At 55.5% G+C, this 13,428-nt stretch carries 14 protein-coding genes; 4 read left to right on the forward strand and 10 right to left on the reverse strand.

The annotated features are described in order from the left end of the window. Nucleotides 1–57: 57 nt before the first annotated feature. The gene (locus tag CA264_RS16950; protein ID WP_157593730.1) at nt 58–630 is read right to left on the reverse strand and encodes a hypothetical protein; all 573 of its coding nucleotides are present in this window, start codon (nt 628–630) and stop codon (nt 58–60) included. 83 nt (nt 631–713) lie between these two features. Beyond that, nucleotides 714–1,043 (reverse strand): Mpo1-like protein, encoded by a 330-nt coding sequence (locus CA264_RS16955; RefSeq protein WP_025608583.1) that lies wholly within the window; start codon nt 1,041–1,043, stop codon nt 714–716. 333 nt (nt 1,044–1,376) lie between these two features. Here CA264_RS16955 and CA264_RS16965 point away from each other — a divergent pair, with 333 nt between their 5' ends. Further along, a complete protein-coding gene (locus CA264_RS16965) occupies nt 1,377–3,224 on the forward strand; it encodes a M61 family metallopeptidase (RefSeq protein WP_025608585.1) in 1,848 nt (615 codons plus the stop codon). Nucleotides 3,225–3,325: 101 nt separating this feature from the next. On the opposite strand, the gene CA264_RS16970 is transcribed toward CA264_RS16965, so the two are convergent. The 6 genes from CA264_RS16970 to CA264_RS16995 form a co-directional block, all read right to left on the reverse strand. Continuing rightward, nucleotides 3,326–4,075, reverse strand: coding sequence for a ZIP family metal transporter (locus CA264_RS16970; protein ID WP_025608586.1), 750 nt, complete (start codon nt 4,073–4,075; stop codon nt 3,326–3,328). A gap of 9 nt (nt 4,076–4,084) precedes the next feature. Continuing rightward, nucleotides 4,085–4,828: an SAM-dependent methyltransferase gene (locus tag CA264_RS16975; RefSeq protein ID WP_025608587.1), complete on the reverse strand. Its 744-nt coding sequence runs from the start codon at nt 4,826–4,828 to the stop codon at nt 4,085–4,087. Nucleotides 4,829–5,002: 174 nt separating this feature from the next. Then, on the reverse strand, nt 5,003–5,308 hold the full coding sequence (locus CA264_RS16980; RefSeq protein WP_025608588.1) for a hypothetical protein: 306 nt from the start codon (nt 5,306–5,308) through the stop codon (nt 5,003–5,005). Between the two features lie 110 nt (nt 5,309–5,418). Continuing rightward, nucleotides 5,419–5,976: a hypothetical protein gene (locus CA264_RS16985; RefSeq protein WP_025608589.1), complete on the reverse strand. Its 558-nt coding sequence runs from the start codon at nt 5,974–5,976 to the stop codon at nt 5,419–5,421. Between the two features lie 135 nt (nt 5,977–6,111). Then, nucleotides 6,112–6,969, reverse strand: coding sequence for a carboxylating nicotinate-nucleotide diphosphorylase (gene nadC, locus CA264_RS16990; protein WP_025608590.1), 858 nt, complete (start codon nt 6,967–6,969; stop codon nt 6,112–6,114). A gap of 66 nt (nt 6,970–7,035) precedes the next feature. Further along, complete coding sequence (locus tag CA264_RS16995; RefSeq protein ID WP_025608591.1) at nt 7,036–7,449, reverse strand: DUF4783 domain-containing protein; 414 nt, start codon at nt 7,447–7,449, stop codon at nt 7,036–7,038. 223 nt (nt 7,450–7,672) lie between these two features. On the opposite strand from CA264_RS16995, the gene gpmI reads away from it, so the two are divergent. The 3 genes from gpmI (at nt 7,673) to CA264_RS17010 (ending at nt 11,373) form a co-directional block, all read left to right on the forward strand. Beyond that, the gene (gene gpmI / locus CA264_RS17000; RefSeq protein ID WP_025608592.1) at nt 7,673–9,199 is read left to right on the forward strand and encodes a 2,3-bisphosphoglycerate-independent phosphoglycerate mutase; all 1,527 of its coding nucleotides are present in this window, start codon (nt 7,673–7,675) and stop codon (nt 9,197–9,199) included. 9 nt (nt 9,200–9,208) lie between these two features. Beyond that, on the forward strand, nt 9,209–9,790 hold the full coding sequence (locus CA264_RS17005) for a hypothetical protein (protein WP_025608593.1): 582 nt from the start codon (nt 9,209–9,211) through the stop codon (nt 9,788–9,790). 80 nt (nt 9,791–9,870) lie between these two features. Then, nucleotides 9,871–11,373 (forward strand): M43 family zinc metalloprotease, encoded by a 1,503-nt coding sequence (locus CA264_RS17010; RefSeq protein ID WP_036777374.1) that lies wholly within the window; start codon nt 9,871–9,873, stop codon nt 11,371–11,373. 90 nt (nt 11,374–11,463) lie between these two features. Here CA264_RS17010 and CA264_RS17015 read toward each other — a convergent pair whose 3' ends face one another. Both CA264_RS17015 and CA264_RS17020 read right to left on the reverse strand, forming a co-directional pair. Beyond that, nucleotides 11,464–11,883 carry a secondary thiamine-phosphate synthase enzyme YjbQ gene (locus tag CA264_RS17015; protein WP_025608595.1) on the reverse strand — a complete coding sequence of 140 codons (420 nt, stop codon included), beginning with the start codon at nt 11,881–11,883 and terminating at the stop codon, nt 11,464–11,466. Between the two features lie 154 nt (nt 11,884–12,037). Then, nucleotides 12,038–13,411, reverse strand: coding sequence for a hypothetical protein (locus tag CA264_RS17020; protein ID WP_025608596.1), 1,374 nt, complete (start codon nt 13,409–13,411; stop codon nt 12,038–12,040). Between the last annotated feature and the right edge of the window lie 17 nt (nt 13,412–13,428).

The raw sequence follows: 13,428 nt of genomic DNA on the forward strand, positions 1-13,428 counted from the left end.
TTTAACTTCAAGAGGCCTCGGCAGCACAGCACCTTACCTTTTTCAGTAGCTCTTCGGTTACAGGCAGCAGCGGCAATCCTGCAGCAGCTTTTCGGTGCCTTTGCGAATGGCTTTTTGTAGCGCCATCTCTACGGAAGCATAGTTCGTTCTTTTTTCACCTCCCTCGCTGTCTGTGCGGGTCAAGGGCTCTATCTTCGTTACCGTGTTCAGCGTGTAGATCTGCTCCTGACGCTGCGGGTCGTAGAGCAGGAACTGCAACGTTACCTGTGTTACGTCCCCCGCCAACTGGTAACTATCCCCGTACGCCTGGCGCTCGTGTGCCGAAACATAGTTGTAGCCATTGGCTTCACGCTTCCCCAGCAGGTTAACCTGCATCACGAAATCATACCCCAGTTGGCCTAGTTTAGCGAGCTGCAGGCTATCCAGCGGCGTGTGCGGCAGTACTCCTTTCATCCGCAGCTCCATGTCCTGCTCTACGGCATAGTCCGGCTTTAAACCACCTGCCGCCAGCTGTTCCTTCGCCTTCAGGTAAAGCTCATACGACAGCTGCTGCGGCATTCCCTCACCTTCGCGCACCAACACCCGCGCACCTTTCGGAAGCGCGCCGTTACAGCCTCCTATCGAGGCCATATGCTCTGTACTGGCACAACTCTGCAGGCACACAAACAGCAGGCATGCGACTCCCCTAAGCAACTTGTTTACTCCCGGCATACTTACTCTCCCCTGCTTTTAAAGCCCTGCCTGCCCCGCAGGATATCAAAGAAGAGCTTGAAGTCTGACGCCAAGCTGTAGAAAGGGTACTTGAAGGTAGCGGGCTTGTTGCGCTCAAAGAAGAAATGCCCGACCCACGCAAAGCCGTACCCGATCAGGGGCACCAACAGCAGCCAGGCAAAGGCTCCCGAAAAGATCGCCGCCAGGGCCACCAGTATCAAGAGCCCCGTGCCGGTAAAGTGCAGCACGCGGGAGGTGGTGTTCTGGTGCTCCGACAGGTAGTAAGGGTAAAACTCTCTCAGCGAACGGTAACGGTGCTCTGGCTGGTTCATACTTACAAAGGTTTGGTTCTAGTACAATTTACTCATTTTAATGGGTCTGTTCAAGCAGGGGAGGGCAAATTAGTGCCGCCGCCCCAAACATTTCGTCCGCCTCCCGGTTCCATACCCGAAGAAGACTACTACAGTGACCTTTTGAGATTAAGGTGTGTTCGGCCGGGGCTATTAGCCCCGGCCTTTCCTTTGCAGGGCCTTTTGTAGCACCTACGCCCCGTTGTGGAGGCTTTTGAGCCGACCCGCCGCCGCCGGGGAAGTATAATCCCGACATTTCTGTTAACTTTATATAAATACCGCAACAGGCTTTAAAACAGACTAACCTTCCAGCTTATGAAACGCTTTTCACTTATCGGCTCCCTGCTGCTGCTTGCCTCGGCGGCTGTGGCCCAGAATGCCTACAACATCTCCCTGGACCTCAAAAATGTACAGAGCGACCAGGTAAAGGTGGTGATAAACACGCCTGAGGTAAAGGAGAAGGAGGCGACGTATATTATTCCGAGCGTTATCCCCGGCTCTTATGCGCAGAAGGACTACGGCCGCTTCGTGAGCCAGTTTAAAGCCTATGATGCCAAAGGGCGCAAGCTCAAAACCGCAAAACAGGGCAACAACCTCTACTTTATCAAAAAAGCCAACAAGCTGGCCCGCATTGAGTATGTGGTGGATGATACCTGGGATGTAGAAAAGGAGGATAACTATATCTTTCAGCCGGGCGGCACCAACATCGACGCCGGGAACAACTTTGTTATTAACCACTTCGGGTTCTACGGCTACCTGGAGGGCTATAAGATGCTGCCTTACACCGTGCAGGTGCAGAAGCCCGCAGAGCTTTTAGCGGCTTCCTCTTTAGAGGTGCAGCACCAGTCGCCGGAGCTGGATGTGGTGCAGGCGCCGAATTTTGTACGCCTTGCCGATGCCCCGATCATGTACAGCCGCCCCGACACGGCCAGCTTCCGAACGGGCAATACCACGGTCTCCGTGGCGGTGCACTCTGAAACAGGCATGGTGAAAGCCGACAGCGTCCGCGAAATGATCAAACCGCTGGCCCTGGCCCTGACCAACTTCTTTGGCGGCATGCCCGTGGACCGCTACCAGTTCATCATGTACTTTCCCAGCGTGGGAGGCCCGTCGAATGTAACGCGCTACGGCGGCTTTGGCGCGCTGGAGCACTCGTACAGCTCTATGTACTTCCTGCCTGAACAAAGCGGAGACGGTCTCCGCAGCATGGTACTGGACGTGGCCTCGCACGAGTTTCTGCACATCCTCACCCCCCTGAACGTGCACAGCGAAGAAATCGAGTACTTTGACTTTAAAGACCCGAAGCTGTCTCAGCACCTGTGGCTGTACGAGGGCGTTACGGAGTACTTCTCACAGCTCGTGCAGCTGCACGAGGGACTGAAGGGCTATGAGGCGTTTCAGGAGGAGGTAATGGAAAAGATGCGCCGCGCCAGCGAACACCCCGACGTCTCCTTTACCGAGATGAGCCGCCGCATTATAGAACCCGAGTTTCAGGACATGTATGTGAATGTCTACCAAAAGGGCGCCCTTATCGGCCTGCTGCTCGACATCCGCCTAAAGGAGCTTAGCGATGGCCAAATGGGCCTACGCGAGCTGCTGCTGGACCTGTCGAAGGAATACGGCCCCAACAAACCGTTTAAAGATGATGAGTTGATTGACGTGATCGTGGCCAAAACCTACCCGGAGGTTCGCCAGTTCTTCAACGACTACGTGATCGGCAGCACGCCCTTGCCTTACCAGGAGTACTACAGCAAAATCGGCTGGAGCTTTACCGATAAGAAGCCGGGCACAAAGCTAACCTTCGGCGAGTTCAGGCTGGGCTATGAAAAGGACAAGAAGTTCTTTTGGGTGGCCGACCCAATGAACAACACCATGGGCCTGCAGCAGTACGACATACTTTACGCCGTGAACGGGGAGCCCCTGACCGAGGAAAACATCTACCGCCTGCTTACACCCGTGATAGAGCCTCAGACAGACACCCCTGTGGAGCTTGCCTATGTGCGCCAGGAGCAAATGCACCAGGAGCAGTTTACACCGCGCAAAGAAAGTATCGACCTGAAGTTTGTAGTGGAGGATGATACAACCGCCACGCCCGCACAGCTGCGGTTGCGCCAGCAGGTACTAAAGCAGGTACCGCAGGCAGTAGAGGCGGCAGACCTGTAGGAAAAAACACCTGTGACCCAGAGCCTTTCTGTGCCATAGGCGTAGCCTGCACCAGATGTAACTGCACAGGTTTAGAAAGGAACAGCCCTGGCAGCAGTTAGTTAAATAAAATCGCTTGCCAGCGCCAGCACAAGCCCCAGGAGTGTCGCCACCAGCTTATTTCGGTTAAAGTGGTGGTCAGGGCTGCTCTCAAAGAGAATGGTGGTGGAAATATGCAGGAAGTTGCCGGCAACCAAACCGGTTAAGGCCGTATAAACCATCCCGCCCGAGGCCTCGTGAGACAGCAGGGTGTTGCTTACCAGGATGCCCAGCGGTGACCCGGCGGCAAAAACGAGGAGCCACAGAAAAGCCTTCCGGAAGTTCTCCAACCGTGACATCAGCACCGACATCAGCGCAAAAGCAGCCGGAATGTGGTGCAGCGTAACACCCAGCAGCACCAGGTAAAAGCTGTCAGCAGTGTGGGCATGGCCACCATGCGTGTGGCCGCGCTCTACCAGTATGCTCCCTTCCAGAAAAGCGTGCACAAACAGCGAGCCCAGCAACAGAAACGGCATGGAGTCGGTACGCCCGTGGTGATGGTGCATGTGGCCGTGCTCCACGCCGTGGGAGAACAGCTCCAGCACCAGCTGTAAGAAGAAGCCCGCCAGCACCCAGTACCCCACCCGGTACGGGTTGGTCGCACTGTCGGCAAGCACGTCGGGGAGCAGGTGAATGATGGTGATGGTAAACAGGTAGGCACCGCTGAACGCAAGCGCCATCTTCAGCCACTTGGTTTTGTTAGGCGGGAACACCTTCACCAAAAAGCCGGAGAGCACCACCGAAAAGAAGAGGGCAAGTATAGCTACAACCATGCAGGGCCGTTATTTCTTGAGCACAAATATCATTCGGTCGCTGGAGTCCTGGTCATACGGGCGCAAAGCATAGTCTCCGAACGTATCGACCATGCGCAGCTGCGTCATCTTAAAGTACTCCAGAAAATCCTCCTGCCGCAGCGCACGCACCCGCTCCTCGAAGTAATACTCCTGACCGTTATCCTGGAAGCGGATGGTTTTAATGATAAAGCCATTCTCTACGCCGCGCGTTATTTTAAAGTTTATCCCCTGCACCTCTTTCTCCTCCTCTGCCACCAGGGAGCCGATCACCTTGTCGGTATTCATGAAGTCGACCACCAGTTTGCCGCCGTGCTTCAGGCTTTTGGCGGTGGAGCACAGCGCCACCACGTTTTCGGTATCGTTGTCGAAGTAGCCGAAGCTGGTAAAGAGATTGACTACAAAGTCGAAGCTTTCGGGCCGGAACACCTCGCGCATGTCGTGCACAGCGAAATGCAGGCGCTCATTCTCAAACTGCTTCGCGTAGCGAATGCTCTGCTCCGACAGGTCGATACCCGTTACGTCAAAGCCTTTCTGGTTCAGGTAGAGCGAGTGCCGGCCCTTGCCACAAGCCAGGTCCAGTATCTTCTCCTGCGGCTTGGGGTGCAGGTAAGCCATCAGGTTGTCCATAAAATGCTGGGCCTCCCGCATGTCGCGGTCCCTGTAAAGTATGTGGTAATACGGTGAGTCGAACCAGGTACTGAACCACTCTGCTGTCTCCTGCTGTGCTGCCATGAATTCTCTAAAAGCAATTAAGTTGCAAATATAAGCATTTTAATCGAACCCCTGTATACGCCATGGGATTATAGCGGGCAGCGGGGTGCCTGCATCGAACTACAAAGGCACAAAAAAGCCTGCCGTTGCTGTTTACGAACAACAACGGCAGGCTTTTTTTATTTTTTGGCTGGACTAGTGGCGCGTGGCGCCCGCCTCTGTATTCGTCTCGGTAGCCTCCATTACGCTGTCGCCTTTCTGGATGGTGTTTCCGCCCAGGTCGCGGTCCGGCATTACCTGCTCTTTCTCGTTTGTGTGCTGCACGGCACCAGGGGCAATTTCAGGAGAGCCTGCGTCAGAAACATTGTAAGTATCACGGGTGCCTGGCTCCACGTACTCAGTAGAAACTTTCTCATCTGGTCTCAGGTCAGACGGAGTACCGCAGGAGGCCATAAACAAACCGCAAGCTGCGGCAAATACTGCTATTACGTTCTTGTTCATTTTTATACTTTTTATACTGCTTCTAAACTGGGCACACCTTCCGTACGGAAGGCAAGCGCCCTATTTATTAATTATTTACGACTTCAGCGCGCTGATAGGTTGTGGTACTGCTAGGCCAGCAGGTTCTTACGGCGCAGCAGGCTCTCCATCAGCTTCAGGTCGTTAGGGCTGTTGAAGATGCGGAACGGCATGTTTATAAACACCGGCACCTGAAACGTGCGCGCCAACCAGCCTTTCCAGCCGCCCGGCATCTGGGCATCGCTAGGAGGCTGTAGCCACAGCATGTAAGAATCCTCCGTTTTCTGCGCCTTCTGAATCATGTCCCAGTTCAGGGTCATGCCCTCGCGCTCGTTGCGCTTCAGGATAATCTGGCGCTGGTCTACCTCGTAGGTCAGTTTCTCAAACAGCGGGCTGCCCTGCTCTACCTGCGTCACGCTCATTACCTGGGCGGAGCGCAGCAGCACGAACAGCAGCGTTACGATAACGGCGAAGGCTACCCACCACCACGAAAAGCTGAACACGGCAGGCAACAGCAGTAGCACCAGCGGAATCAGGGCATACCACCAGTCTTTGCGCCATACCTGGCCCAGCGCCATGCGGGTATACATGTTTTTGTCTAACTGGTACTTCTTTGTGCGGATGGCCAGCGGGTTAGAACCCTGTGCCATTCGGCGCCCTCTTTGGTTTGGTTGCTGCATAAAATAATAAGTGTAAAATCTTCTCTGTCTTTCTCTTCCGGCCCCTCCGGCCAAGCCTGCAGAGCGAAATCAAGTATAAAGCCTTCTATCAGGAAGGCGGCACCTTTAAAAAGCCTTCAGGCTCAGGTCGATGCTTCTGTTTGAGTGGGTCAGGGCGCCTACGGAGATAAAGTCCACGCCACACTCCGCCACGGCCCGGATAGTTTCCTCGGTAATACCGCCGGAGGCCTCTGTTTCGTACTTCCCGCCGATCATTCGCACCGCCTCCCGCATCATATCGGTGCTCATGTTGTCGAGCATGATGCGGTCGATGCCTCCCGTCTCCAGCGTTTCCTGTACTTCCTGCAGGTTGCGCGTCTCCACCTCAATCTTCAGGCTTTTGCCCTTCTCCTGCAGGTACTGCTGGGTGGCGGTGATGGCTTCGCGGATGCCGCCGGCGTAGTCCACGTGGTTGTCTTTGAGCATCACCATGTCGTAGAGGCCAAAGCGGTGGTTCTGCCCGCCCCCGATCACAACTGCCCATTTCTCAATTATCCGGAAGTTGGGCGTGGTCTTGCGGGTGTCCAGCAATTTGGCACCCGTGCCCTCAATAAGGGAGGCCAGGTAATGCGTATAGGTGGCGATACCGCTCATGCGCTGCATGCAGTTCAGCACCAGTCGCTCGGCAGTAAGTATGCTTTGCGCCTTCCCCTTTACGGTAAAAGCCACATCGCCATACGTTATGGCGGTCCCATCCTTCAGGAGCACATCCAGTTGCAGCGCAGGGTCCACGGCTCTGAAGATATAGCCAGCCAGCTCTACGCCAGCTAGTATCCCTTCGCCCTTTACCAGCAGTCGCGCCTGGTTCTGTGCATCGGCAGGTATGGCCGCCAGCGAGGAGTGGTCGCCGTCGCCAACGTCTTCGGCCAGCGCCCGGGCGATAAACTCGCTGATGCTATTTTCGGTCAGGTATGTCGGTTTCACGGTGCAAAAATAAAAAAAGGCTCGGTATAAACTCCGAGCCTTTTTAAAAATCTCATTATTATTGTCTTAATCTTTGATAAAGTTCATAGAGTGGATAAGGTATTTGCCGTTGGCTGACTTCATCCGGATCAGCACGGTGTAGGAACCGCCCTTGGAAGCATAGGTGCCGATGGCGTACAGCTGCCCTTTGTCGGAGGTGCCGTTGTGGTTCACGCTAAAGTCCACGGGTGCGTTTTTGGAGAAGAAGTTCTTCATCACAAACTCCGCCTGCGTGCTGCTGTAGCTGGTGGCGTCGCCGCCATCCAGGGTGATCTCCACCATGTTGCCAAAGTTTTTAGACAGGTCCTTGGCGGAGCCCACCTTCATTGCCTGTTTTACGCTGTTCATGGCATCACCTTGCGCCACCGCCTGCCCTGCCGTAAAGAACATGGCTACCATCAACATCGAGAATACAACTGCAAAGTGTTTAAAGTTTTTCATAATACCGTTTGTGATCTTGCCCATACATGAGCCAAAACTATGCCAAGTGCTGGCGCGCACTTCGCATCTCTAAAGGTAAGAGGTTTATCTAAATAAAGAAACACCTGCAGCACCTGAATTAAGCCGCCGACTAAAACCTTCGGGGCGCTTAGCCAGTAGCCGCTATAAGGAGCCGTGGCTAAATGGGGCCTCTCGCTTCAAAGATTATAGCTATATTTGCGCCATGGACAAAAAGGTACTCTTAGTGATTTTGGACGGGTGGGGCCTTGGCACCGACCCTGAGGTTTCGGCCATTCAGAAAGCCAACACACCGTTCATCGATTCGATCCTTGAAAAATACCCTACTACCACCCTGCATGCCTCCGGCGAATACGTGGGCTTGCCAGAGGGCCAGATGGGAAACTCCGAAGTAGGGCACATGAACCTCGGCGCAGGCCGCGTGGTGTACCAGGACCTGGTGCGCATCAACAAAGCCATTGCGGAACGCAAGTTAGCCACCATGCCAGCTCTGGCCGATGCCTTTACCTACGCTAAGGAAAATAAGAAACCCGTACATTTTATAGGCCTGCTGTCGGACGGGGGCGTGCACTCGCACATAGACCACCTGAAGGCGCTCTGCACCGCAGCCTACGACCAGGAGCTGCATGAAGTGTACATCCACGCCTTTACCGATGGCCGCGACACCGACCCTAAGGGAGGCGTTAAGTATATAAACGAACTGGAGGAGCACCTGGAGAACACCTCCGGCACCATCGCCTCTATTGTAGGGCGCTACTACGCCATGGACCGCGACAACCGCTGGGAGCGCGTGAAGCTGGCCTATGACCTGCTGGTGAAAGGGGAGGGGGAGAAGTCCCAGAACCTGATCAAATCCATGCTGACTTCCTACAATGCCGGCGTGACCGATGAGTTTATCAAGCCGATCGTGAAGGTGAACGATAACCAGGAGCCGATTGCCACGATTAAGAACGGCGATGTGGTTATCTGCTTTAACTTCCGCACCGACCGTGGCCGTGAGATCACACAGGTGCTGACGCAGCGCGACTTCCCGGAGCAGGACATGCACAAGCTCGACCTGCGCTACATCACCATGACGACGTACGATGAGACGTTTGAGGGCGTACAAGCCATTTTTGAGAAAGACAACCTGAACAACACGCTGGGCGAAGTGCTGAGCAAGGCGGGCAAGAAGCAAATCCGCATCGCCGAGACAGAGAAGTACCCCCACGTGACCTTCTTCTTCTCGGGTGGCCGCGAGTCGCAGTTTGAGGGCGAGAGCCGCCTGCTGTGCCCGTCGCCAAAGGTTGCCACCTATGACCTGCAGCCGGAGATGAGCGCCTACGATATCCGCGACGCCATTGTGCCGGAGCTGGAGAAGAAGAGCGCCGACTTTATCTGCCTGAACTTCGCCAACCCAGACATGGTAGGCCATACCGGCGTGTTTGAGGCCGCCGTGCAAGCCTGCGAAGTGGTAGACAAGTGCGCGGAGCAAGTGATCACGACGGCACTGGAGAGCAACTACGACATCATCGTGATTGCAGACCACGGCAACGCCGATATGATGATTAACCCCGACGGCACGCCAAACACAGCCCACACCACCAACCTGGTGCCTTGCGTACTGGTGAGTAATGACTTTAAAGGCACACTGCACGAAGGCAAGCTCGGCGACATCGCCCCAACCATACTGGAGCTGATGGGCCTGCAGCAGCCGGAGGATATGAACGGAACATCCCTGATAAACCATTAAATAAGAACTGTGGCCAAGTACAAGTATAAACCGCTGCTTTGGGTGGGCCTGCTGCTTGCCACCGTTTCCTGTGAGAGACCCACTCCGCCTACATCTGCCGAGGCGGAGGCCTCTTACGACCTGACCGCTTACCTGGCGCAGCAGCGGCAGGAGCTGGAGGCTGAGCGGCCGATGGTACTGAAGTCGGTTGCCACACAGGGCCTCGCTCCGGAGGTAGTGGAGACTTCCGAAGTTGACTGGGAGGATGAGCTGGCCGTGTTTGAGGAGGCTGACCTGAACCGCCCTTCGCTGCAGGAGTACTACACCAAGCAGGAGCAGGTGCTGGAGGATGGCAGCGTTGCCGTAGAGTACCGGAAGCTGCCGGAGGCCGCCCCCCAAGTGCACTACCTGCGCCTCCTCCTGAGCCCCAAAGGCCAGTTAAGGCAGCTTACGGCCACGCTGCAGGATAAGAACCTGATTTACTACTCACAGCGCAACATAGCCCTCAGCACCGACCCACAGACCGGCGATATAGCCAGCTATAACGTGGACGGGGTGCAGAAAATGATTTTCGGCGATTCGCTGCACTACGAGGTGAAAGCCAACCTGTAGCACAGGGTGTATTAACTTTTTTGCAGCCACACATCCGGTGGTTTTTTGTTAACTTGCAGGCGCACTTATACTTCCTGCACATGCGCACGCTTGCTCTTTCCGCTGTTTTATTCCTGGCCCTCGCGGTTTACGGCTTTGCCCAGCACTTGCCGGGCACCCGCAACTGTGCCACCGACAGCTATCTGGAAGTGCTGAAAGCGCAGCACCCACACTTGGCGCAAGAGCGGAAACAGGCGCAGCAAAACGTGCAGGAGCAGTTACAGCAGCAGCAGGGCTGGCAAAACCTGCGGGCAGCCACCACCATCACTATTCCGGTGGTGTTCCATGTTATCTACAACAACAGCACCGAGAACATATCAGACGAGCAGGTACTGTCGCAGCTGGCCGTGCTCAACGCCGACTTCAGGCGGATGAACGCCGATGCGGCCAACACGCCGTCTTACTTTCAGCCCTTTGCGGCCGACACCAGGATAGAGTTCTGCCTCGCCCGCCTGGACCCTGCAGGCAACCCAAGCCCAGGCATCACCCGCACCCAAACCTCCCGCACGGGCTTTGACTACTTTACCGACTACGTGAAATCTACGGCAAACGGAGGCACGGAGGCCTGGGACCGTGACCGGTACCTGAACATCTGGATCTGCGATATCAAGGATGACGTGCTGGGCTACGCCACGCCCCCCGGCACTGCGCTTGCCAGGCAAGACGGCGTTGTGCTGCACTATGCCGCTATTGGCGCAGCTCCCGACAACCCGTTTTTGTGGCCCTACAACATGGGCCGCACGGCCACCCACGAGGTGGGGCACTGGCTGGGCCTGGAGCACATCTGGGGGGGCGATGACGCGAGCTGCACCGACACCGACGGCATCAGCGACACGCCAAACCAGGAAGACTACACCCTTGGCTGCCAGGGCGGCATCCAAAGCTCCTGCAACAACGGCCCTTACGGCAACATGTATCAAAACTACATGGATTACAGCGACGACGCGTGCATGAACCTCTTCACCAAAGGGCAGGCCGCGTATATGAACGCCGTGCTCAGCACCATCCGCAGCAGCCTCTTAAATTCCCTTGTCTGCACGGCTTCTATCCGTTCTGATTTTGGCCTGGCCCTGGAGGAGGATACGCTGCTGGTAGCGGGCAAAAGCATACAGTTTGCAGATGCTTCGGCAGGGGTGCGCGCCACGGAATGGCTGTGGGAGTTTGAGGGAGGCGTACCGGCTACGTCCACGCAGCAAAATCCCAGGGTTACTTACCCGCAGCCCGGCAAGTATGATGTAAAGCTTACCGTAAGCAACGGCGCTGTAAGTAGTGCCACGCTGAAAGAGGACTTTGTACATGTTACCGTAAGCGACCTGACGGTGTTCCCCAACCCGACCGCAGATTACATTAACATTGAGCAGCCAGCGCGCATACAGGTACGCCATGTGGCACTGATGAACAGCGTCGGCAAAACAGTGCTCACAGCCGAAGCGCGCGACCGCACGTTGCAACTGGATATACGCCACCTGCTGCCCGGCATGTACTTCCTGCACCTGCGCAGCTCCAACGGCACCGAAATCCGTAAGGTCAACATCATCCGCTAAGGAAGAGCTCCAGCCCATAAATAAGCCTCTGGCAAGTACGTATAACTTGCCAGAGGCCTTCTCTGTTTGCCAATGCGCTTTTAACCGCGCTTACTGCCCCTGCAGCGTTACCACAACCGTGCGCTTGGAGGCGTGGTCACGGTGCTCGCACAGGTAGATGCCCTGCCAGGTGCCCATATTCAGTTCGCCGTTTTTGATAGGTATCGTCACTGAAGCGCCAAGCAAAGCCGCTTTCAGGTGTGCAGGCATGTCATCGGAGCCTTCTAAAGTATGGCGGTAGTACGGCTGGTTCTCTGGCACCATATGGTTGAAGTGACTCTCGAAATCCTGTCGCACAGTGGGGTCGGCATCCTCGTTTATTGCCAGGCTGGCAGAGGTATGCTTGATAAAAACATGTGCCAGGCCCACACTTATTCCCTCCAACTCCGGCAGCTGAGCCACCAGCAAATCGGTAATCAAATGGAAGCCCCGCTTTACGGCAGGCAGCCTTATCTCTTTCTGAAACCACATATGTTTACAATAAAATGAGTGGGTGAATGAGTGAACAAGAGTTGCTGTAAAGCACATGCTATACTTATACTTGCACGGCTTGGGTGTAGTCAGATAAAAAGTAAGGTGGAGTTAACTCTAAATTCACCTTACTTACTCATCCGCTCATTCAAAATTAATCTATGGTACGCTCATACGCACCGGCGTCGGGTTTGGTGGTGCTGCGGGTGGTGCCTTTGATATCCTGCAGGACGTTAGGGAGCATTTTGGCCGCGCCGCTGGCAGGGGAGAGGGTGTCTAGGCTAAAGTCATACTTGGCCGGTGCCTCAAACTTCGGCTCTGTATTGAGGATGTTCCCCTGGCCCGCCAGCTCTGTTTTGTACCGCTCGGTGCGCAGCAGGTTGTTACTGGCGTCTGCCAGGGCGCTGAACGGCTCTATCAGCACTTCATCCTGATAGCTGAACCCATCAGAGTACACAATCGTGTTCACCAGCCGCAGCGAGGTGGGCTGCCCGGTGATTTCCGTACCCGGAACGTTATCGCTTACAACAAGCAGGGGCGTCTCGCGCAGCAGCGGGTTCTGGTAGCTCACGATGGTAGCGTACAGCAGCTCGTAATTGCCGCCGCCCAGCCCCCCGAAGCCGTACTGCCCGCAGTTGTAGATCAGCGTATTCACGATCCGCACATCCGAAGTAAAGGCCACAATGCCATCTAAAAAAGCATGCGCCACGACGCAGCCCTCTACCAGCGTGCCTGCCTTACCGGGGTTCCCGATGCGCAGGCCGTAACGTGCGTTCTTTATATCCGCATACTTTATAAGATTGCCACCACTGGTGGGCAGAACCCTGATTCCCTCCCACTGGCCAGGGGCTGTACGGTAGCCTTCCTCGCGCCGGTAGCCGCTGAAAGCCACCCGCTGCGCCGGCGTACCCTGCACCTGCAACTGCCCCGCCACCAGCAGCACGGCTTTATTGTAGCCGAAAATGCGTGTGCCCGGCTCAATGGTAAGTACAGCGCCTTCCTCCACCAGCACAGAGTCCAGGATTACGTGCGGCTTATCGCTGGCCCAGGTGGTGGTGCCAGTGCTGCCTTTCCGGTGGAAATAAGCGTTTTGCCCGTAGGCTACCAGTTGCACACGCTGCTGTTGCCCATTGGTGGTAAAAACAATGGAATCGGCCGCCAGGAAAGGCTGGCTTTGGTCAGTAGGGTTAATGTTCGCCTTCACCAGCACGTACAGGCTGTCACCGCCACGCAGCTCCACGTTGTTTACCAGCGGGCTCTGCTGCCCGTTAATGGTGAGTTGGTAAGGAGAGGCGGTTGAGCCTGCAAGCGTTATCTCGCTGATGCGGACCGCCTTCTCGTTCGGGTTGTATACCTTGAGCCGCTTGGTTACGCTGCCACGGCTCACAAAGACGGTGTCGAACAAGACAGTATCAGCGGAAAAAACCAGCAGCGCGTCCGGGTCTTCGGTGATCACCTCGTCCTGAGGCTCACAGCCGAACACCGACAACAGCAGGAGCAGCGGGAGTATGGCAAGCAGGTATTTCAATGGCTTGGGCTTTTAAG

Source organism: Pontibacter actiniarum, from assembly GCF_003585765.1.
Classification (GTDB): domain Bacteria; phylum Bacteroidota; class Bacteroidia; order Cytophagales; family Hymenobacteraceae; genus Pontibacter; species Pontibacter actiniarum.